Genomic DNA, 20767 nt, shown 5'->3' on the forward strand with positions numbered 1-20767 from the left:
GGGCCGTCCCGCGGGGGCGGCCCGAACCCCTGAGCCACGGGCAGCCCCCTGGCTGGGAAATACCCCGGTGTTGTCGCGATTAACGGGGGCGGACCCGGGGGGGGGGGGGGGGGCGGGCCCGGGCCCGCCCACCACGCCGTCACGGGAGGGAGGCCCGGACGGAGCGCCGGTGACGGGGCTGATGGAATACCGGCAGGAACGAACCGCTCCGGATCGACGGACGGTCCGTCCCGGTATCGCACAGCCCTGCCCAGCACCGGAGAGAGCACGCCCATGAAGATCGTCGACGCGAAGTTGATCGTCACCAGTCCCGGACGCAACTTCGTCACCCTGAAGCTGACGACGGACGAAGGGCTCACCGGGCTCGGAGACGCGACGCTCAACGGCAGGGAACTCGCCGTCGTCAGTTACCTCGACGACCATGTGCTGCCGCTGCTCATCGGGATCGACCCGCACCGGATCGAGGACACCTGGCAGTACCTGTACCGAGGCGCCTACTGGCGGCGCGGGCCGGTCACCATGGCCGCCATAGCCGCGGTGGACGTGGCGCTCTGGGACGTCAAGGCCAAGGCCGCGGGTCTCCCGCTCTACCAGCTCCTCGGGGGCGCGAGCCGTGACCGGGTCCGCACCTACGGCCACGCCAACGGCGCCGGCATCCCGGAGTTGCTCGACTCCGTGCGGGCGCGCCTCGCCGAGGGGTACGGGGCCGTCCGCATCCAGACCGGCGTACCGGGTCTCAAGGCGGTCTACGGGGTGCACACCACCGACGAGAGCGGCGCCGCCGTCCTCCACCAGCGGGTCAGGCCGCTGGTGGAGGACTGGGACACCGACGCCTACCTGCGGCACGTCCCGGCGGTCTTCGAGGCGGTACGGGCGGAGTTCGGTGCCGACCTGCCGCTGCTCCACGACGCCCATCACCGGCTCACCCCGATCCAGGCGGCACGGCTCGGCAAGGATCTGGAGCCGTACCGCCCGTTCTGGCTGGAGGACTGCACGCCCGCGGAGAACCAGGACGCGTTCCGCCTGATCCGCCACCACACGACCACCCCGCTCGCGGTGGGCGAGGTCTTCAACACCGTCCACGACTACCAGGCGCTGATCACCGAGCGTCTGATCGACTACGCGCGCTCGGCGGTCACCCACTTCGGTGGGGTCACCCCGCTGCGGAAGCTCTTCGACTTCGCCGCGCAGTACCAGGTCAAGGCCGCGACGCACGGGCCGGAGGACATCTCCCCGGTGGGCATGGCGGCGGCGATCCACCTCGACCTCGCCGTGCACAACTTCGGCATCCAGGAGTACTCGGGACACTCCGCGCTCACCGGGGAGGTCTTCCGGCACGCCTACACGTTCTCCGACGGGCATCTGCACCCGGGCGAGGTTCCCGGCATCGGGGTGGAGCTCGACGAGGAACTGGCGGCCGCCCACCCCTACGAGCCCGCCTATCTGCCGGTCAACCGCCTTCAGGACGGCACCGTCCACGACTGGTGAGCCGGGGGCCGACCACGCCCCGACCGGTGGGGCTCGGGGCCCAGGCCCTTCCCCGCACCTCGACCGTTCCCCCTGCACCTCCCGTTCCCGCCGTACCCGCCCTACCCGATGCTCCGGACCCTCGCGTGCGCATACGCCCCGGTCCGGGGCATCGGCGCGTTCGCGCGGGACGCCGCCTTGCGCAAGAACGCAACTGACTTCCATCGCTTGCAGCGAACTTGCATTTACCGACAGCCCTCACGAAAGCCCCAGATGGACGCGGGTGTTGGCCGAACCAGCCTGTCTCTCACGGCAATTGGTGCCTGCGAGACCGGTAGACGGGCCTCTAGATATCTGCAACCCTCTGACCGCTCCTCGCAAAAGATGTAGTGCATGACGCATAAATCTAATCCTCCCTGCACAACGACTGAGCCGCGCCTCGCTGCCGTCAGGGCGCGAGGCCGAGGATCGGGGATCCATGAGAGCGAAACGCTGGAGAGCGCGCGGACTGTCCGCAGTGGTCGTCACCAGTCTGCTGACCGTCGGATGGCCCGCGCTGACCGCCGTGGCGGCCTCGGGGCCGAACGCGGCCTCGGGCCTGCCGGCCAAGGCGAGCAGCGCACGGGCGAAGAACACCGCAGCGGGCGTCACCGACGGCGACCAGGGCACCTACTGGCAGAGCGCGGGCGGTGACGGGCCCCAGTGGGTGCAGACCGACCTGGGGTCCACCGTCCGGACGGACGGGGTCGTACTGAAACTTCCGGCCGACTGGGCGCGCCGCACGCAGACACTCGCCGTCCAGGGCAGCACCGACGGCACCAGCTTCACCACCCTGAAGAACTCCGCGACCTACGCCTTCAGTCCGGGGCAGGCCAACGCGGTCACCGTGAACTACCCGGCGGTCAGAGCCCGTTACGTACGGATCGCCGTCACGGACAACTCCGTCGCCGGCGCCGCCCAGCTCTCCGAGCTGGAGGTGAAGGTCGCCGCCGCTTCCTCGGTGAACCTGGCGAGCGGGCGCACCATGGCGGAGAGCAGCCACACCGACGTCTATCCGGCCTCCAACGCCAACGACGGCAACAAGTCGACTTACTGGGAGAGCGCCAACAACGCCTTCCCGCAGTGGATCCAGGCGGACCTCGGTTCCGCCGTGCGGGTCGACCGGGTGGTCCTGAAGCTGCCGGACGGCTGGGGCGCTCGCAGCCAGACGCTGAAGATCCAGGGCAGCACGAACAATTCGGCCTTCACCGACCTCACCGCCTCCCAGGCGTACACGTTCGACCCGGCGGGCGGCCAGACGGTGACGGTCTCCTTCGACGCCACCACCACGCGTTACGTACGGGCCCTGTTCACCGCGAACAGCGTGCAACCAGGCGCGCAGGTGTCCGAGTTCGAGGTCTACGGCCCCGACACGGGTGACACCCAGGCTCCGTCCGCGCCGACCGGCCTCGCCTACACCGAGCCCGCGAGCGGTCAGATCAGGCTGGCGTGGAACGCGTCCACCGACAACACCGGCGTCACCGGCTACGACATCTACGCCAACAACACCCTGCTGACGAGCGTCGCGGGCGGGGTGACCACGTTCACCGACAACCGGCCGGCGAACCAGACCGTCTCGTACTACGTACGGGCCAAGGACGCGGCCGGGAACCAGTCGGGCAACAGCAACACCGTCACCCGGCAGGCGAGCGCCGGCGACACCACGGCGCCGACGGCCCCCTCCGGGCTGGCGCTCACGGAGCCGGCGAGCGGCCAGGTCAAGCTGGTCTGGAACGCCTCCACCGACAACACCGGCGTCACCGGCTACGACATCTACGCCAACAACACCCTGCGGGGCAGCGTCGGCGGCTCGGTGACCACGTACACGGACACACAGCCCGCCTCGGCCACGGTCACCTACGTGGTCCGGGCGAAGGACGCGGCAGGCAACCAGTCCGCGGCGAGCAACTCCGTGACCCGCAACGGATCGGGGACCACCGGGTCCAACCTCGCGGTCTCCAAGCCGATCAGCGCGTCCTCGGTGGTGCAGACCTACCTCGCGACGAACGCCAACGACAACAACGTGACGACGTACTGGGAGGGGGCCGGGGGAAGTTACCCCAACACCCTGACGGTCAAGCTGGGTTCCAACGCCGACCTGAGCGGTCTGGTGCTGAAGCTCAACCCGGACAGCGCGTGGTCGGCCCGGACGCAGACCATCGAGGTGCTCGGGCGGGAGCAGAGCGCGAGCTCCTTCACCAGCCTGGTCGCCGCGAAGAGTTACTCCTTCGACCCGGCGAGCGGGAACACCGTCACCGTGCCCGTCTCCGGCCGCGTCGCCGACGTACAGCTGAAGTTCACCGCCAACTCCGGTTCGTCCGCCGGTCAACTGGCGGAGTTCCAGGTGATCGGTGTACCGGCGCCCAACCCGGACCTCGAAGTCACCGGTGTCACGGCCTCGCCCTCCGCGCCGGTCGAGTCGGACACGATCACCCTCGGTGCCACCGTGCGCAACAGCGGTGCGGTCGCGTCGGCGGCCACCAAGGTGGACCTGCTCCTCGGCGGTTCCAAGGTCGCCACCGCGTCGGTCGGTGCTCTGGCGGCCGGGGCACAGACCACGGTCAGTGCCTCCATCGGCACGCGTGAGGCGGGGAGTTACCCGCTGGGCGCGGTGGTGGACCCGGCGGGCGAGGTCATCGAGCAGAACGAGTCCAACAACACCTACAACCGCACCGATCCCCTCGTGGTGAAGCCGGTCTCCAGCTCCGACCTGGTCGCGGTCCTGGACACCACGCCGTCCAGCCCTTCGGCCGGCGACGCGGTGACCTTCGGGGTGACGTTGAAGAACCAGGGTTCGATCGCCTCGGCGAGCGGGAGCCACGGAATCACGCTGGCCGTGGTCAACTCCGACAACGCCACGGTGAAGACCCTGACGGGCGCGTTCACCGGGACCATCGCCGCGGGAGCGACCGCGACCTCGGTGAAACTCGGCCCGTGGACGGCTGCCGACGGCTCGTACACGGTGAAGGTGACGCTCGCCGACGACGCCAACGAACTGCCGGTGAAGCGGACGAACAACGTCTCCACCCAGCCGTTGTTCGTCGGCCGCGGCGCCGACATGCCGTACGACACGTACGAGGCGGAGGACGCCACCACCGGCGGCGGCGCCCAGGTGGTCGGCCCCAACCGCACGGTGGGCGACATCGCCGGTGAGGCGTCCGGCCGCAAGGCCGTGAACCTGGACGCGACCGGCGAGTACGTCGAATTCACCACCCGGGCGGCCACCAACACCCTGGTGACCCGGTTCTCCATCCCGGACGCCCCGGGCGGCGGCGGGATCGACTCCACGATCGACGTCTACGTCGACGGTGTCCTGAAGAAGGCGTTCCCGCTGACCTCCAGGTACGCCTGGCTGTACGGCGCGGAAGCCGGACCGGGCAACTCCCCGTCGTCGGGCGCGCCCCGGCACATCTACGACGAGGCGCACCTCCTGCTCGGTGAGACCGTGCCGGCCGGAGCCAAGATCCGGCTGCAGAAGGACGCCGCAAACACCTCCACCTACGCGATCGACTTCGTCAGCCTGGAGCAGGCGGCGGTCGTCGCCAACCCCGACCCGGCGGCGTACGCGGTGCCCGCCGGATTCACCCACCAGGACGTCCAGAACGCCCTGGACCGGGTACGGATGGACACCACCGGGAAGCTGGTCGGCGTGTACCTGCCGGCGGGCGACTACCAGACCTCAGCCAAGTTCCAGGTGTACGGGAAGGCGGTGAAGGTCGTCGGTGCCGGTCCCTGGTACGCCAGGTTCCAGGCGCCGGCGGGGCAGGAGAACACCGACATCGGGTTCCGCGCGGACGCGACCGCGAAGGGCTCGTCGTTCTCGGGGTTCGCCTACTTCGGCAACTACACCTCGCGGATCGACGGTCCGGGCAAGGTGTTCGACTTCGCGGGCGTCTCGGACATCGTGATCGACGACGTCTGGGTCGAGCACATGGTGTGCCTGTACTGGGGCGCCAACACGGACCGGATGACCATCAAGAACTCCCGGATCCGGGACACGTTCGCCGACGGCATCAACATGACCAACGGTTCCACGGACAACCTGGTGTCCAACAACGAGGCCCGGGCGACCGGTGACGACAGCTTCGCGCTCTTCTCGGCGATCGACGCCGGCGGGGCGGACATGAAGAACAACGTCTTCGAGAACCTGACGTCGCTGCTCACCTGGCGGGCCGCGGGTGTCGCGGTGTACGGAGGGTACGACAACACCTTCCGCAACCTCCGGATCGCGGACACCCTCGTCTACGCGGGCATCACCATCTCCTCACTGGACTTCGGGTATCCGATGAACGGGTTCGGCACCGGGCCCACCGCCCTGGAGAACATCTCCCTGGTCCGGACCGGTGGCCACTTCTGGGGGACGCAGACCTTCCCCGCCATCTGGGTGTTCTCCGCCTCCAAGGTGTTCCAGGGGATCAGGGTCAGCCATGTGGACATCGTGGACCCGACCTACAGCGGGGTGATGTTCCAGACGAACTACGTCGGCGGGCAGCCGCAGTTCCCGATCAAGGACACCGTCTTTACGGACGTCTCGATCTCGGGAGCCCGTAAGAGCGGGGACGCCTTCGACGCGAAGTCCGGCTTCGGTCTCTGGGCGAACGAGCTGCCGGAGTCGGGGCAGGGGCCCGCGGTCGGTGAGGTCACCTTCAACGGCCTGCGCTTCTCCAACAACGCGGTGGACACGCGGAACACCACCTCCACCTTCAAGATCAACGTCAACCCGTAGGGAGATCCGCACGGTGCTTGGGGCCGTCGTGGTGGGGTGGACCGACCGCCGCGACGGCCCGCAGGATCGACGCAAGCTGCTTGCGCGGTTTGCGTTAGTCTTGCGTCCATGACGCGAAGACTTGCTCAGGTAGCGAAGAAGGTAGGGGTCAGCGAGGCCACGGTCAGCCGGGTCCTCAACGGCAAGCCCGGGGTCTCCCAGTCGACCCGGCAGTCGGTGCTCACCGCCCTGGACGTGCTCGGCTACGAGCGGCCGAGCCAGCTGCGGGGCGAACGGGCCCGCCTGGTGGGACTGGTCCTGCCCGAACTGCAGAATCCGATCTTCCCGGCCTTCGCGGAGGTCATCGGCGGCGCGCTCGCCCAGCAGGGCCTCACGCCGGTGCTCTGCACCCAGACCACGGGCGGCGTCTCCGAGGCGGACTACGTGGACCTGCTGCTCCAGCAACAGGTCTCCGGGGTCGTCTTCGCGGGTGGGCTCTTCGCCCAGGCGGACGCGGAGCACGAGCACTACCGGCGGCTCGCCGAGCGCAACATTCCGGTGGTCCTCATCAACGCGCCCATAGAGAATCTCGACTTCCCCTGCATCTCGTGCGACGACGGCGTCGCCGTCGAGCAGGCGTGGCGCCATCTCGCCTCGCTGGGCCACGAGCGGATCGGCCTGGTGCTGGGCCCGGCCGACCACATCCCTTCCCGCCGCAAGCTGGCGGCCGCCAGGACCGCCGCGGCGGCCAACGGGCAGGAGCTGACGGCGGAGCACGTCGAGCGGACCATGTTCTCCCTGGAGGGCGGTCAGGCGGCCGCCTCGCGGCTGCTCGACCGGGGCACCACCGGCATCATCTGCGCGAGCGACCCCCTGGCCCTCGGCGCGGTGCGGGCGGCCCGCCGACGCGGGATCTCCGTACCGGACGGGGTGTCGGTGGTCGGTTACGACGACTCCGCCTTCATGAACTGCACGGAGCCGCCGCTGACCACGGTGCGCCAGCCCATCGAGGCGATGGGCCGCGCGGTCGTCGAGCTGCTCTGCGCCCAGATCCAGGGTGGCGAGGTGCACCACGGCGAACTGCTCTTCGAGCCCGAGCTGGTGGTGCGCGGGTCGACGGCACAAGCGCCGCGGTAGCCGGACACTGCCGGCCACACACGGACGCCACGGGCACCGGCCCCCTGGAGGGGGGCGGGCGCCCGCGGCGTTTTGCGTGGTGCGCCCCCGTTGTGCGGCGTTCCCAGGTCGACGACCCGTACTACACCCAAGGGCATTCATTCATCTGTCAAACAATTACGAGATCGGCGCTAGATATTGCGCCCTTCTGTTCCCGGTGGTTGAGTGTGCGGCGCCCCACAACGCATCGGCGGTGGGGCGACGTCCACGCACATGCCCGAGGGGGACCACCCATGAGTAGAGCCGCGTTCCGCCGTCGAAGCCGCGCAGGCGCGGTCGCCCTTGTCTCCGCGCTGGCGCTCACCGCTCTCGCGGCCTGCGGTACGAGCAGCAGCAGCGACAACGACGGCGGCGAGAAGGACGGCGGCGGCAGCACCTCGGCCGACCCCTCCGCCCCGCTGGACCCGAAGACCAAGGTGACGATCACCATCGACTGCATGCCGCCCACGGCGAAGGCGGCCGAGCTCAAGGAGTGGAAGGAAGACGTCACCGAGTTCAACAAGACCTACCCGAACGTCACCGTCGAGGGACGCTCCACCGCGGGCCAGTGCCTGGAGCCCCCGCGCTTCACGGCCATGCTGAAGGCGAAGTCCCAGCCGGACGTGTTCTACACCTACTTCACCGACCTGCCGCAGGTGCTCGACAACGACGGCGCCGAGGACATCACCGCGTACGTCACCGACAAGAGCGTGCCCCGGCTGGCGGACATCGACCCCAACGTCCTCAACTCGCTCAAGCAGGACGGCAAGCTGTACGGGCTGCCGACCAGCAACTACACCATGGGCCTGCTCGTCAACCGCAAGCTCTTCCAGCAGGCCGGCCTCGACCCCGACGCCCCGCCGCGTACCTGGGAGGAGGTCCGTACCGCCGCGAAGAAGATCGCGGGTCTGGGCAAGGGCATCTCGGGCTTCGGCGAGTACAGCGCGGGCAACACCGGCGGCTGGCACTTCACCGCGCAGATGTACAGCGTCGGCGGCGAGGTCGTCGATGCGAGCGGCACCAAGGCGGCCTTCAACGACGACCTGGGCAAGCAGGTCGCCGAGAACATCAAGGCCATGCGGTGGCAGGACGACAGCATGGGCAAGACGCAGCTGCTGAAGTGGGGCGATCTGCAGAAGCAGATCGCCACCGACAAGCTGGGCATGTTCCTCGCCGCGCCCGACGACATCGCGTACATGGTGCAGCAACTCGGCGCCACGTACGAGAACTTCGGGATGGGGCCGATTCCCGGCGAGAAGAACACCCTGGCCGGCGGCAACAACTACATGATCAAGAAGGGGATTTCGCCCGACAAGATCAAGGCCGCCATCGCCTGGCTGAACTACAAGAACCTGAGCGTCGGCAAGGGCCAGTTCGACTGGGAGCGCACCAAGGCCGACAAGCTTCCCGTCGGCGTTCCCCAGCCCAACTTCTGGCTGAACACGTCCAAGACCGAGGACGACGCCGCGAGGACGCAGTTCGCCACCATGCCGGTCGCCAACTTCAAGACCTTCGTGGACAACCCGGTCGCGGGCAAGGCCGAGCCGCCGAAGGCCCAGGAGATCTACAAGGTCCTGGACAACGTGATGTCCGGCCTCCTCACCAACAAGGACGCGAACGTCGAGAAGCTGCTCTCCGACGCGGAGAAGCAGGTCAACCAGGTCCTGGCCACCCAGTAACCGGGCGAAGGGGGCCGGCCCGGCCGGCCCCCCGCTCCCCCGTCCGCGCCCGGACCGCGTTCCGGCACCACTGCACCGAGGAGGCGGCGACGATGTCGGCCCCCACCATCCCCAAATCGGCGGCGAAGACGCCCCGCCCGCCCCGGCACCACGGCGAAGGCACGAAGCTCGCCGGCGGGGCCTTCACCCGGGCCCTGCGCCGCAACCTCACCGCCCACGGCTTCCTGATCGGCGCCGTCGTCTGCTTCGCCCTCTTCTCCTGGTATCCGATGGTGCGGGAGTTCGTGCTCGCGTTCCAGAAGACCGAGGACGGGCAGACCACCTGGGCGGGCCTGGACAATCTGAACACCGTCTTCAACGACCCGGCGTTCTGGCAGGCCTGGCGCAACACCCTGCTCTTCACCGTACTCGCGCTGGTCCTGGGCTTCGCCGTCCCGTTCGTGGTCGCGGTGGTGATCAACGAGTTCCGGCACGCGCAGGGGTATCTGCGGCTCCTCGTGTACCTCCCCGTCATGCTCCCGCCGGTCGCGTCGGTGCTGCTCTTCAAGTACCTCTACGACCCCGGCTACGGCATGCTCAACCAGATCCTCGACTTCTTCGGTGTGCCGGCCCAGCAGTGGCTCCAGGACCCCAGCACCTCGATGCTCTCCGTCGTGGTCGCCTCGACCTGGATGAACATGGGCGGTGCGACGCTCATCTACCTCGCCGCGCTCCAGGGCATCCCCGGCGAGCTGTACGAGGCCGCCGAACTGGACGGTGCAGGGCTGTTCCGCAAGGTCTGGCACGTCACCATCCCGCAGACCCGGCTCATCCTCTCGTTGCTGCTGCTCATGCAGGTCATCGCGACGATGCAGGTGTTCGTCGAGCCCTTCCTGCTCACCGGCGGCGCGGGCCCCGAAGGTTCGACGACCACGGTCGTGTACCTGATCTACCAATACGCCTTCAACTTCAACAACTACGGCGCCGCGGCGGCGCTCGGTTTGGTCCTCCTCGTACTGCTCGCCGGAGTGTCGGCCGTGTACGTGAGGCTCAGCCGCGCCGAGGACGAGTAGGACCCGGGGGAAACGACAGATGTCCCAACGCACGCTCATCTCGCCGGCCCAACTGGCCCGGCCCCGCGGCAAAGCCGTCTACTGGGTGGTCTTCGGGCTCGTCCTCGTCCTGTTCACGCTGGTCTTCCTCGGACCGCTCTACTGGATGGTCTCCGGGGGCCTCAAGTCGACGCAGGAGGCGGTGCAGTCCCCGCCGACGCTCTTCCCCTCGACGCTGACCCCCGGCAACTACTCGCGCGCCTGGGAGGTGATGGACCTCTCCCGCCTCCTCTTCAACACCCTGTACTACGCGTTCGGGGCGCTGGCCTTCCAGCTCGTCCTGGACGTCGCAGCGGCCTACTCCCTCTCCCGGCTGCGGCCCGTCTTCGGCAAGGCGATCCTCGGCATGATGCTGGCCACCCTCATGATCCCGGCGACGGTGCTGGTCGTCCCGCAGTACCTCACGGTGCTGGACGTCCCGTTGGTGGAACGCAACCTGCTCAATTCGCCGTGGGCGATCTGGCTCCCGTCGGTGACCAACGCCTTCAACATCTTCCTGCTGAAGCGGTTCTTCGACTCCATACCGAAGGAGTTGCTGGACGCCGCGGCGATGGACGGGGCCTCGCCGATGCGCACCCTGCGCTCGATCGTCCTGCCCATCTCCCGGCCGATCCTCGGGGTGGTCTCCATCTTCGCGGTGGTCGGGGTCTGGAAGGACTTCCTCTGGCCGATGCTCACCCTGCCCGATCCGGCGATGCAGACCCTGAACGTCGGCATCTACTCGCTCTCCAACGGCGTACCCGAGAACGTGCTGATCGCCGCCCTCACCATCGCGTCCCTGCCGACGCTGCTCATCTTCCTGCTCTTCCAGCGGAACATCATGAGCGGCCTCACAGCGGGCGGCCTGAAGGGCTGAGCCCGGCGTCGGGCTGCCCCGGTCGGTCCGGGGCAGCCGGTGCCGCCCGCCCGCACGTTCGCCCCGCGCGCCGCGCGCCCGTTCGCGCTTTCCCGAAGCCCCCGCACGACGCCCTCGCACGACGCCAGCCCCCATGAAGCCTCCGCCGCCGGCCGTTACCGCGTGCCCCGCTGTCCGGCCGGCGGCGGACCCTGCCCGAAAGGACCCTCACGTGGCAGCCCCTCTTCCGGTACGCACCGACGACTGGTGGCGCAGCGCCGCCATCTACCAGGTGTACCCACGCAGCTTCGCCGACGGTGACGGGGACGGTACCGGGGACCTCGCGGGCGTCCGTTCGAGACTGCCGTACCTCGCCGAACTGGGCGTGGACGCGATCTGGTTCACGCCGTGGTACGTGTCTCCGCTCGTCGACGGCGGTTACGACGTCGCCGACTACCGCACCATCGACCCGGCCTTCGGGACGCTGGCCGAGGCGGAGAAGCTGATCGCCGAGGCACGGGACTCCGGTATCCGGGTGATCGTGGACATCGTGCCGAACCACGTGTCGGACCAGCACGCGTGGTTCCGGGCGGCGCTGGCGGCCGGACCCGGCAGTCCCGAAAGGGAGTTGTTCCACTTCCGGCCCGGCCGGGGCGAGTCCGGCGAGCTGCCGCCCAACGACTGGCCCTCGCAGTTCTCCGGGCGCACCTGGACCCGGGTGCCGGACGGCGAGTGGTACCTCCACCTCTTCACCCCCGAACAGCCCGACCTCAACTGGGCGCATCCCCAGGTCCGTCGGGAGCACGAGGAGATCCTGCGCTTCTGGTTCGAGCGCGGGGTGGCCGGTGTGCGGATCGACTCGGCCGCGCTCCTCGCCAAGGACCCGGCGCTGGCCGACTTCGTGGAGGGGGTGGATCCCCATCCGTACATCGACCAGGACGAGTTGCACGACATCTACCGGTCCTGGCGGGCGATCGCCGACGAGTACCAGGGTGTCTTCGTGGGTGAGGTCTGGCTGCCGGACTCGGAGCGCTTCGCGCGTTATCTGCGTCCGGACGAGCTGCACACCGCCTTCAACTTCAATTTCCTGGCGTGCCCCTGGCGGGCGGACCGGCTGCGGCGGACGATCGACGACACCCTGGCCGAGCACGCGCCCGTCGGCGCCCCGGCCACCTGGGTGCTGTGCAACCACGACGTGACCCGCACGGTGACCCGGTACGGCCGGGAGGACACCGGGTTCGACTTCGCCACGAAGGCCTTCGGTACCCCCACGGATCTGGCGCTCGGCGAACGGCGGGCGCGGGCCGCGGCTCTCCTGACGCTCGCGCTGCCCGGGGCCGCCTACCTCTACCAGGGCGAGGAGTTGGGCCTGCCCGAGGCGGACGTCCCGCTCGACCGCATCCAGGACCCGATGCACTTCCGTTCCGGCGGGACCGATCCGGGGCGGGACGGCTGCCGGGTACCGCTGCCGTGGTCCGCGGACGCCCCCTACAGCGGTTTCGGCTCGCGCGAGGAGCCCTGGCTGCCGCAGCCCGAGGGCTGGCAGGCGTACGCCGTGGACCGCCAGAGCGGGGACCCCACCTCGATGCTGTCGCTCTACCGGGAGGCGTTGAGGCTGCGGCGCACCACCGCCGCCTTCCGGAGCGAGCCGTTGACCTGGCTCCCCGCCCCGGAGGGCGTCCTCGCCTTCCGGCGCGGTCCGGGTCTGATCTGCGTCGTCAACCTGGCGGCCGAGCCGGCGGAACTCCCCGCCCACACGGACGTCCTGCTCGCCGGCGGTCCCTTGGACGACGAAGGCCGTCTCCCCCAGGACACGGCGGTGTGGCTGCTGGCCTGAACCGGCCTCCGCACCGCCTTCCAGCTGTCCAGCTGTCCCCCCACAGGAGGTTATGCATCATGAGCGTGACAAGAGCCGCACCCCGTGGACGGTCCATGACCGCCCTGCTGGCCTCACTCGCCTGCACCGTGGCCCTCGGTACGGCGGCCGCCCTCACCGGGGGTGGCGCCGGGCCCGCGGCGGCGGCCGAGGCACCCGTACTCTCGCCGTTCGCGGTGGCGGGGCGCGGGGCCCAGGTGCCGTTCACCGAGCTGGAGGCGGAAACCGCCGCGACCAGCGGCTCGCTGATCGGCCCCGACCGTACGTACACCACTCTCCCGTCCGAGGCTTCGGGGCGGCGCGCCGTACGGCTCGACGCCCCGGGCGAGTACGTCGAGTTCACCCTCACCAAGCCGGCCAACGCGACGACGGTGCGCTACTCCGTACCGGACAACTCTGCGGGTACGGGTATCACCGCACCGGTCGCGCTCAGCCTGGACGGGACCAAGCTGAAGGACCTCGACTTCACGTCCAGGTACGGCTGGTTCTACGGCTCGTATCCGTTCACCAACACCCCGGGCAGCCAGCCGCACCATTTCTACGACGAGACCAGGGCGCTCTTCGGCCGGACGCTGGCCGCCGGCTCGAAGGTCCGTCTCACCCTGCCCTCCACCTCCGCCACCCCGTGGGCCGTGGTGGATCTGGCCGACTTCGAGCAGGTCGCGGCCCCGGTGACCCGGCCGGCCGGTTCGCTCTCGGTCACCGACTACGGCGCCGACGCGAGCGGCGCGGCGGACTCCACCTCCGCCTTCCAGCAGGCCGTCGACGCGGGTAAGGCCCAGGGCCGCGAGGTGTGGATCCCCCAGGGCACCTTCAAGCTGACCGACCACGTGGTGGTCGACCAGGTCACGCTGCGCGGAGCCGGCCCCTGGTACAGCGTGCTGGGCGGCCGTCACCCCACGGACCGGAGCCGGGCGGCGGGCATCTACGGCAAGTACGTCTCCGGCGGCGGGTACGGCGGCGGGGTCCGCCCGTACGAGGCCGGCGGCCCGAGCCGGAACGTCACGCTGAAGGACTTCGCCCTCATCGGTGACATCACCGAGCGCGTGGACGAGGACCAGGTCAACGCGATCGGCGGCGCGATGAGCGATTCCGTCGTGCAGAACGTGTGGTTGCAGCACACCAAGGTCGGGGCGTGGATGGACGGCCCGATGGACAACTTCCACATCCGCGACAGCCGCATCCTGGACCAGACGGCGGACGGGGTGAACTTCCACTGGGGCGTCACCCACTCCTCCGTGGAGAACACCTTCCTGCGCAACCTCGGCGACGACGGCCTCGCCATGTGGTCCGACACGAAGGCCGACACCGCCAACTCCTTCACCGGGAACACCGTGGTGGCTCCGATCCTCGCCAACCACGTCGCGATCTACGGCGGCAAGGACATCTCGGTCACCGACAACGTCCTCGCCGAGAGCCTCACCAACGGCGGCGCCCTGCACGTGGGCAACCGCTTCCCCGGGGTCTCCCCCGGCCAGGGCACCGATGTGCAGGGCACCTTCACCCTGGCCCGCAACACGACCATCCGGGCGGGGAACACCGACTACGGCTGGCCCTTCCCGATCGGCGCGGTCTGGTTCGACGCCCGTAACAGCCCCATCGACAAGGCGACGATCAACGTCACCGACACCGACATCCTGGACAGCTCCTACGCCGCCATCCACTTCGTCTCCGGGACGACGAAGAACGTCCACTTCGACAACGTGAACATCGACGGCACGGGGACCTTCGCGCTCCAGTTCAACGATCCGGCGCAGTTGTCGCTGACCAATGTGCGGGCCACGCACATCGGGTTCACCGACGCCGTGTACAGCTGCCTCGGCTCCTCGCTGGCGGTGACCCAGGGCACCGGCAACTCCGGTTGGAACACCAAGCTCCCGGCGACCTACTGCGGTCCGTGGCCCACCGCGAACTACGACCACGGCACCTCGCCCACCCCCACGCCGACCCCGACACCCACCCCTACGCCCACGCCCACCCCGACTCCCACGCCCACCGGTCCGACCCCCGACCCCGGACGGAACCTCGCCCTGGGCAGGCCCGTCACCGCGACCGGGTACGCGGACGTCTACGGCCCCGCGAAAGCCGTCGACGGTGACGCCAACTCCTACTGGGAGAGCGTCAACCGGTCCTTCCCGCAGTCGCTGACCGTCGATCTGGGGGCGGCGACCGGTGTGGGCCGGGTCGTGCTCAAGCTGCCGTCGTCCTGGGAGGCGCGTACCCAGACCCTGACGCTCCTCGGCAGCGCCGACGGTTCGGCCTTCACCACGCTGACCGCGTCGAAGGACTACCGCTTCGACCCGGCCTCCGGCAACACGGTGACCGTGACCCTGCCCACGGGCTCCACGCCCCGGTACCTGCGGGTCACCGGCACCGCGAACACGGCCTGGCCCGCCGTCCAGGCATCCGAACTGGAGGCGTACCGCTCCTGAAGCTTCCGCCTCTCAATCTGCTCGCCGCCCGCCCGCGGTCCTGGACCGCGGGTGGGCGGCGTGCTGGGAGCGCCCTTCACCCGCCGCCCCGGCCACTGCCCCGCCGCCGTGGCTCCATCGACGCGTGCGATCGCGGGGCGGCCGGAAGCTCTCGTGGCGGCACCGTCAGGGACGGATCCGGGTCAGCGTTCGTAGACCCCGGTCAGCCGGGCGCGGCCGAGGACCGGCGGGGTGAGGGCGGCCAGCAAAGTACGGGGCCGTACCCGGTCCGGAGATGCCGCGCCCGGGCTGCCGTCGACGGGGGCGGCGAGCGCGAAGAGCTGGAAGACGTAACGGTGCGGGCCATGGCCCTTGATGGGCGCGGGGCCGTGGTAGCCGCGCCCGAGGGTGGCCCGCAGCAGGCGTACCCCCGGGCCGGGCTCTTTCGCGGCCAGGGCGCCGGGCGGGAGGTGCCGGGTGCGCGGGTCGATCAGCGCCACGCAGTGCACGGCGGGCTTGGCCATGGGTACGTCGACGTCCTCGACGACCAGGAGAAGCTGGGCGGTACCGGTGGGGAGCGCGGTCCAGGCCAGGTGCGGGGAGAAGTTCTCGCCGCCGACGTGCTTCGCGCAGTGGATCCGCGGAAGGGGGTCGCCGGAACCGAAGTCCTGGCTGGTGAGGGTCAGAGCCCCGGGTCCCTGGAGGTTGGGCAGGTTCCAGGCCAGGTGGGCCTCGCCCGCCCTGCGGTTGTTCAGGAGTCTGCCCAGCAGCGTCATCGGCCGGCCTCGATCATGGCGACGACCTCGGCGGTGGTGGCCCTTTCGCCGATCTTGGGGAACACTCGCTCCACGCTGTGGCGGTGGTCGGCTTCCTCGCGGTCGGCCATGGCGTCGGTGGCGAACACCACGTGGTAGCCGTGGTCGGAGGCCGAGCGCGCGGTCGACTCGACGCCCGCACTGGTCGAGATCCCGGCGAGGACGACCTGGGTGACGCCCAGGTCGCGCAGGAGGGTGTCGAGGCCGGTGTCGTGGAACGCGCTGCGCCGGCGCTTGGTGATCAGGTGGTCGGTCGGCCGGGCATCGAGTTCCTCGATCAGCTCGGCCCATCCGGGGGGCGGCGGGGCGCCGCGGCCCGCCCGAGCGGCCTCGGTGCGTCCCGGGGCCCGTCCGGTGACGTTGACCAGGACCACCGGCAGGCCGTGCCGACGGAACGCCGAGACCAGGTGGGTCGTGGGCTCGACGACCGCCGGGAGGGCGGCCCCGGCTCCGGCGAGCAGGCCCTTCTGCAGGTCGATCACGACGAGCGCGGGGGTGGGGTCGATCGTTGTCAGGGTCACAGGGTCGTCTCTCCTGTGGGTTCCGGCCGGGGCCGCGGGCCCGGACCGGCCGGTGCCCGATGTTCCGGACCGGACTGCGGCCGGACGTACGGGCGCTGGCGCCGGGGGCCGAGTGTTCGGGGCAGGGCGGTGTCAGACCGTGCGGGCAAGCCGGTCGAGCAGCGGCGCGGTGGCCGCCAGTTGGTCCAGCTCGGCCGGGGTGAACGCGCCGCTGGTCAGGGCCCTGGCGATGAGTTCGGTCCGGGCACTGCGCTTGTCCTTCAGCGCCTTCCGCCCTGCGGCTGTCATCGTCAGCAGCGCCCGCCTGCCGTCCTCCGGATCCGGGCGGCGCGCGACCAGACCGCGGGCACGCAGTGTGGCGAGCGTCGCGCCCATGGCCTGTGCGGTGATCTGCGCTTCCCGGGCCAGCGCGGAGGAGGTGGTGGGACCCGAGCGGTCCAGCAGTGACAGAGCGGTCCGTTCGGGCATCGCGAGTCCACCCTCCACCGGTACGTGGCGTACCCGCCGCACCAGTACACCGATGCTCGCCAGAAGCGCCGCGGCCACTCCGTCCGGAGCCAGGTCGTCGTTCATACACTAAGGCTACTTTATCAACCCGCCTTAGTGTTCCCGCGAGAACCTCGCGCCTGGCCTCCCCCATGCGGTGATCCACACCTTGAGAGCGCTCCCAACACTTCGCCCCAAGCGCCTCCACACGCCCCTGCATCCATCAGAACTCGAACACGAGGCCTCGCACTTGGTCCTCCAACTACCGTACGTGTCAGTTCTCTTGACACACAGGTTTCAGGAGTTTTACGTTCCTCGACAAATGAGAGCGCTCTCGAAAGCGCTCCCTCCCCCCTCCAGAGTTCGAGGTGCTGCCCCATGCAAGCCTCCCTCGTAAGACCCGCGGCAGCGGTGGCCCTGGCCATCGCCCTGACCGCCGTGGGCCTCGGCCCGGCCGCGACCCCGGCGGCCGCGGCCACGATCACCGCGGGTGCCGGCAGCTACACCGACACCCGCCCGGCCGGTACCTCCGGACCGACCACCAGCACCGGCGCACCGGTCACCCCCAAACTGACCGCGGCCGCCAAGAACAAGCCGGTGCCGACCAACGACTGGTGGACCTCGCTCGCCTACCAGCGCTACGGCGACAACCCGTACTCCACGCCGATGTACGGCCACCCGCTCACCTACCAGGCCACCTCCGGCGGCCTGGAGGTCGGTTACCCGACCACGCCCGCGATCGTCGGGGACGGCCGCCAGTACGAGTACGCGCACAAGGCCGACCTCACCCTCGGCCTCAGCGGTCTCAACTCGCCCGACACGAAGGCCGACGAATGGTCGGACTGGACGGTCACCCCCTACTGGTCGGACGGCACCCGCACGCTGCGCACGACCATCGGGCACGGCCTGCCCTTCGTGTACGCCAAGGGCTCCGGCGGCGATGCCCGGATCACCACCGCGAGCGCCCCCACCGTCTTCGCGGACAACGGCAACGTCCTCGGCATCACCGTCGCCGGGCACAACTACGCGCTGTTCTCGCCGACCGGCACCGACTGGACGGTCTCCGGGTCCACCATCACCGCCCCTCTCGGGGGCAAGGACTACTTCTCGCTCGCCGTGCTGCCGTCCACCGACGCGCTCGCGACGTTCCGCAAGTACGCCTTCAGCTTCGTCACCGGTTCCCAGGTGACCTGGCAGTCCACCGGCGGTACGGTCCGCGCGACGTACAGCCTCACCACGGAGGCCAAGGAGGGCACCGAGCGCGGGACGCTCCAGGCGCTCTACCGCCACCAGTGGCTGCACACCTCCGACGCGCTCACCGGGTACACCTACGTGTCCCCGCGCGGCACCATGAAGGTGCGCGAGGCCACCTCCTTCACCACCAGCCAGAAGAGTTCCGGTGTGGTGCCCGCGCTGCCGGCCGTCAGCGGCGTCGACACGGCCCGGCTGACCGGGTACCTCAACGAGGTGGCGAACGCCTCCGACCCGTTTTCCGGGGCCACCGACACCTACTGGACCGGCAAGGCGCTCGGCCGACTGGCCCAACTGGTGCCCATCGCCGACCAGATCGGCCAGACCGGCATCCGGGACAAGCTGCTGGGGCTGCTGAAGGGCAGGCTCCAGGAGTGGTTCACGGCGGGCGGCGCTTCGGAGTTCAGCTACGACAAGGACTGGAAGACCCTCATCGGGTACCCCGCCTCCTACGGCAGTGACACCGAGCTGAACGACCATCACTTCCATTACAGCTACTACGTGTACGCCGCGGCCATCATCGCCCAGTACGACCAGACCTGGGCCGCCGACTCCGCGTGGGGCACCATGGTCAAGAACCTGGTCCGCGACACGGCCAATCCGAGCCGCACCGACAGCGCGTTCCCCTTCCTGCGCGGCTTCGACGTGTACGCGGGACACAGCTGGGCCTCCGGCCACCAGGGCTTCGCGGCGGGCAACAACCAGGAGTCCTCCTCCGAGTCGACCAACCTGAGCGCCGCACTCGTCCTCTGGGGGTCCGCGACCGGTGACACCTCGCTGCGCGACCTCGGCAGCTACCTGCTGACCACCGAGTCGGAAGCGATCGAGCAGTACTGGTTCGACACCGACCAGCAGGTCTTCCCCGGCTCTTTCGGACACGACACGGTCGGCATGGTCTGGGGCAGCGGCGCCGCGTACTCCACCTGGTGGACCGCGAACCCCGAGGAAATCCACGGGATCAACACCCTGCCGGTCACCGGAGGTTCGCTGTACCTGGGACGCGACAAGGCGACCGTCAAGCGGAACCTCGCCGAGATGGAACGGGAGAACGGCGGTCCGGCCGTCGAATGGCGGGATCTTCTCTGGGAGTTCGAGGCACTGGCCGACCCGGCGTCCGCGAAGGCCAAGTGGGACGCGGGCAACGCGGGTTACACCCCCGAACAGGGTGAGTCCAAGGCGCACACCTACCAGTGGATCACCACGCTCGACAGCCTCGGTGCCCCGGACATGAGCATCAGCGGCGACATCCCGACCTCCGCCGTCTTCACCAAGAACGGCGTCAACACCTACGTCGCCCACAACTACGGCACCACCGCCCGCACGGTCACGTTCACCAACGGCGCGACCCTCTCGGTACCGGCCCGCTCCACGGCCACCGGCACGGGCACCGGCGGCGGCACCACCGACCCGGACCCCGGTACGGGCACGCCCACCGGGAACACCTTCCGGCTCAAGTCCGGCGGCACCCTCACCACCGCCACCGACGGCGTCACCGGTACCGACACGATCGCCTCGGCGGAGGGCGTCAACCGGGACGGTACGCCGTACAAGCCGACGACCTACCAGATCAGAGGTGTAAACGGCACCCTCTCCTCGGGAGCCTCCACGACGTTCCGCCTCCGGGTCGACGCGGGCACCGCGGTCGGGCTCGCCCCGCAGGTCCGGGTCAGCTACGACCTCACCGGCGACGGCACCTTCGACCGGACCGAGACCTACCGCTACTTCGCGACCGACCCGGTCGCCGGGTGGGAGGAGTACACCCAGGCAGGGGGCGCACAGGCGGCCACCGGCACCCTGGGCAACCTCACGGGCGGCACCGTCCGCCTGGAGATCTGGAACGCCCTGGGGAGCAGCACCTCCCAGGTGCAGACCGGCACGGACGCGGCGGTCCTGAAGATCCCCTACGTCTGATCCGGTGTGTCTGTTCCTGTACGGCCGGTCCCGCACATCGGTCCGACGGCAGGAGCCCCGCAGGCGCAGCGACTCGCGCTCGCGGGGCTCCCGCCGGTTCGGTCCCGGTTTCGAGGGCTTGCCCCCGTCACCTGCCTCTCAGCGTGCGGAAATCGCCGTACATGCGGAGCAGCGCCTCCCGGTTGTTCCTCACGGTGAGAAATTCGAGGACCCTGGTGAACATGAGGTCGAGGGCCCGCTGGTCCTGTTCCGGTGTCAGAGGTCCGCGCCAGTCGGAGGGATCAACCTCGGGGACGGCTTCGCGGAAGATCTCCGTGTACCAGCCGCAGCTGGAGAGCTCCTGCCGCTGGACGCAGAGCCACTCCGCGAAGCCGCGGAAGAAACCCCGGGACTGGGCCACGTCGATGCCGTTCAGCAGCATGACGGTCGGGTAGTACCGGCCGGTCAGGCCGTACCTCTCTGGATTCGCACGGATCTCCTCGATGAGGAGCTTGTCATTCACGGGGTTCCTCTCAACACTGTCGG

General features: G+C 69.6%; 13 protein-coding genes. 9 read left to right on the forward strand and 4 right to left on the reverse strand.

Features of this window, described 5'->3' with window-relative positions:
- The first annotated feature begins 273 nt into the window (after positions 1-273).
- From manD to ACFYPN_RS24755, 8 genes are all read left to right on the forward strand, one after another.
- Positions 274-1488 (forward strand): D-mannonate dehydratase ManD, encoded by a 1215-nt coding sequence (gene manD, locus ACFYPN_RS24720; protein WP_389301085.1) that lies wholly within the window; start codon positions 274-276, stop codon positions 1486-1488.
- 457 nt (positions 1489-1945) lie between these two features.
- Entirely contained in the window at positions 1946-6232 is a 4287-nt protein-coding gene (locus ACFYPN_RS24725; protein WP_389301088.1) for a discoidin domain-containing protein, read from the forward strand.
- Between the two features lie 108 nt (positions 6233-6340).
- Positions 6341-7348 carry a LacI family DNA-binding transcriptional regulator gene (locus ACFYPN_RS24730; protein WP_358762574.1) on the forward strand — a complete coding sequence of 336 codons (1008 nt, stop codon included), beginning with the start codon at positions 6341-6343 and terminating at the stop codon, positions 7346-7348.
- Positions 7349-7620: 272 nt separating this feature from the next.
- Positions 7621-9045 carry an extracellular solute-binding protein gene (locus tag ACFYPN_RS24735; protein WP_358762572.1) on the forward strand — a complete coding sequence of 475 codons (1425 nt, stop codon included), beginning with the start codon at positions 7621-7623 and terminating at the stop codon, positions 9043-9045.
- Positions 9046-9137: 92 nt separating this feature from the next.
- Positions 9138-10097 (forward strand): sugar ABC transporter permease, encoded by a 960-nt coding sequence (locus ACFYPN_RS24740; RefSeq protein WP_358762570.1) that lies wholly within the window; start codon positions 9138-9140, stop codon positions 10095-10097.
- 19 nt (positions 10098-10116) lie between these two features.
- The gene (locus ACFYPN_RS24745; RefSeq protein ID WP_358762568.1) at positions 10117-10992 is read left to right on the forward strand and encodes a carbohydrate ABC transporter permease; all 876 of its coding nucleotides are present in this window, start codon (positions 10117-10119) and stop codon (positions 10990-10992) included.
- 211 nt (positions 10993-11203) lie between these two features.
- Positions 11204-12808 (forward strand): glycoside hydrolase family 13 protein, encoded by a 1605-nt coding sequence (locus ACFYPN_RS24750; protein WP_358762566.1) that lies wholly within the window; start codon positions 11204-11206, stop codon positions 12806-12808.
- A gap of 59 nt (positions 12809-12867) precedes the next feature.
- Positions 12868-15279: a discoidin domain-containing protein gene (locus ACFYPN_RS24755; RefSeq protein ID WP_358762564.1), complete on the forward strand. Its 2412-nt coding sequence runs from the start codon at positions 12868-12870 to the stop codon at positions 15277-15279.
- A gap of 182 nt (positions 15280-15461) precedes the next feature.
- Here the strand turns inward: ACFYPN_RS24755 and ACFYPN_RS24760 are convergent, their stop codons facing one another.
- From ACFYPN_RS24760 to ACFYPN_RS24770, 3 genes are all read right to left on the reverse strand, one after another.
- The gene (locus ACFYPN_RS24760) at positions 15462-16034 is read right to left on the reverse strand and encodes a YbhB/YbcL family Raf kinase inhibitor-like protein (protein ID WP_358762562.1); all 573 of its coding nucleotides are present in this window, start codon (positions 16032-16034) and stop codon (positions 15462-15464) included.
- Positions 16031-16594, reverse strand: a complete 564-nt coding sequence (locus ACFYPN_RS24765) for an isochorismatase family cysteine hydrolase (RefSeq protein ID WP_358762561.1) — start codon at positions 16592-16594, stop codon at positions 16031-16033. Before ACFYPN_RS24765 ends, ACFYPN_RS24760 begins: the two co-directional genes overlap by 4 nt.
- A gap of 132 nt (positions 16595-16726) precedes the next feature.
- The gene (locus ACFYPN_RS24770; protein WP_358762559.1) at positions 16727-17167 is read right to left on the reverse strand and encodes a MarR family transcriptional regulator; all 441 of its coding nucleotides are present in this window, start codon (positions 17165-17167) and stop codon (positions 16727-16729) included.
- 291 nt (positions 17168-17458) lie between these two features.
- Between ACFYPN_RS24770 and ACFYPN_RS24775 the strand changes: the two genes are divergently transcribed.
- Positions 17459-20242, forward strand: a complete 2784-nt coding sequence (locus ACFYPN_RS24775) for a glycosyl hydrolase (RefSeq protein ID WP_358762557.1) — start codon at positions 17459-17461, stop codon at positions 20240-20242.
- A gap of 127 nt (positions 20243-20369) precedes the next feature.
- On the opposite strand, the gene ACFYPN_RS24780 is transcribed toward ACFYPN_RS24775, so the two are convergent.
- Positions 20370-20744 (reverse strand): hypothetical protein, encoded by a 375-nt coding sequence (locus ACFYPN_RS24780; protein ID WP_358762555.1) that lies wholly within the window; start codon positions 20742-20744, stop codon positions 20370-20372.
- Positions 20745-20767 lie beyond the last annotated feature (23 nt).

The organism is Streptomyces sp. NPDC005576 (assembly GCF_042871745.1).
Lineage (GTDB): Bacteria > Actinomycetota > Actinomycetes > Streptomycetales > Streptomycetaceae > Streptomyces.

Bases quoted from the DNA above. Each gene is read 5' to 3' on its own strand.
- manD (WP_389301085.1), top strand. From the start codon at position 274: ATGAAGATCGTCGACGCGAAGTTGATCGTCACCAGTCCCGGACGCAAC.
- ACFYPN_RS24725 (WP_389301088.1), top strand. From the start codon at position 1,946: ATGAGAGCGAAACGCTGGAGAGCGCGCGGACTGTCCGCAGTGGTCGTC.
- ACFYPN_RS24730 (WP_358762574.1), top strand. From the start codon at position 6,341: ATGACGCGAAGACTTGCTCAGGTAGCGAAGAAGGTAGGGGTCAGCGAG.
- ACFYPN_RS24735 (WP_358762572.1), top strand. From the start codon at position 7,621: ATGAGTAGAGCCGCGTTCCGCCGTCGAAGCCGCGCAGGCGCGGTCGCC.
- ACFYPN_RS24740 (WP_358762570.1), top strand. From the start codon at position 9,138: ATGTCGGCCCCCACCATCCCCAAATCGGCGGCGAAGACGCCCCGCCCG.
- ACFYPN_RS24745 (WP_358762568.1), top strand. From the start codon at position 10,117: ATGTCCCAACGCACGCTCATCTCGCCGGCCCAACTGGCCCGGCCCCGC.
- ACFYPN_RS24755 (WP_358762564.1), top strand. From the start codon at position 12,868: ATGAGCGTGACAAGAGCCGCACCCCGTGGACGGTCCATGACCGCCCTG.
- ACFYPN_RS24760 (WP_358762562.1), bottom strand. From the start codon at position 16,034: ATGACGCTGCTGGGCAGACTCCTGAACAACCGCAGGGCGGGCGAGGCC.
- ACFYPN_RS24770 (WP_358762559.1), bottom strand. From the start codon at position 17,167: ATGAACGACGACCTGGCTCCGGACGGAGTGGCCGCGGCGCTTCTGGCG.
- ACFYPN_RS24775 (WP_358762557.1), top strand. From the start codon at position 17,459: ATGCAAGCCTCCCTCGTAAGACCCGCGGCAGCGGTGGCCCTGGCCATC.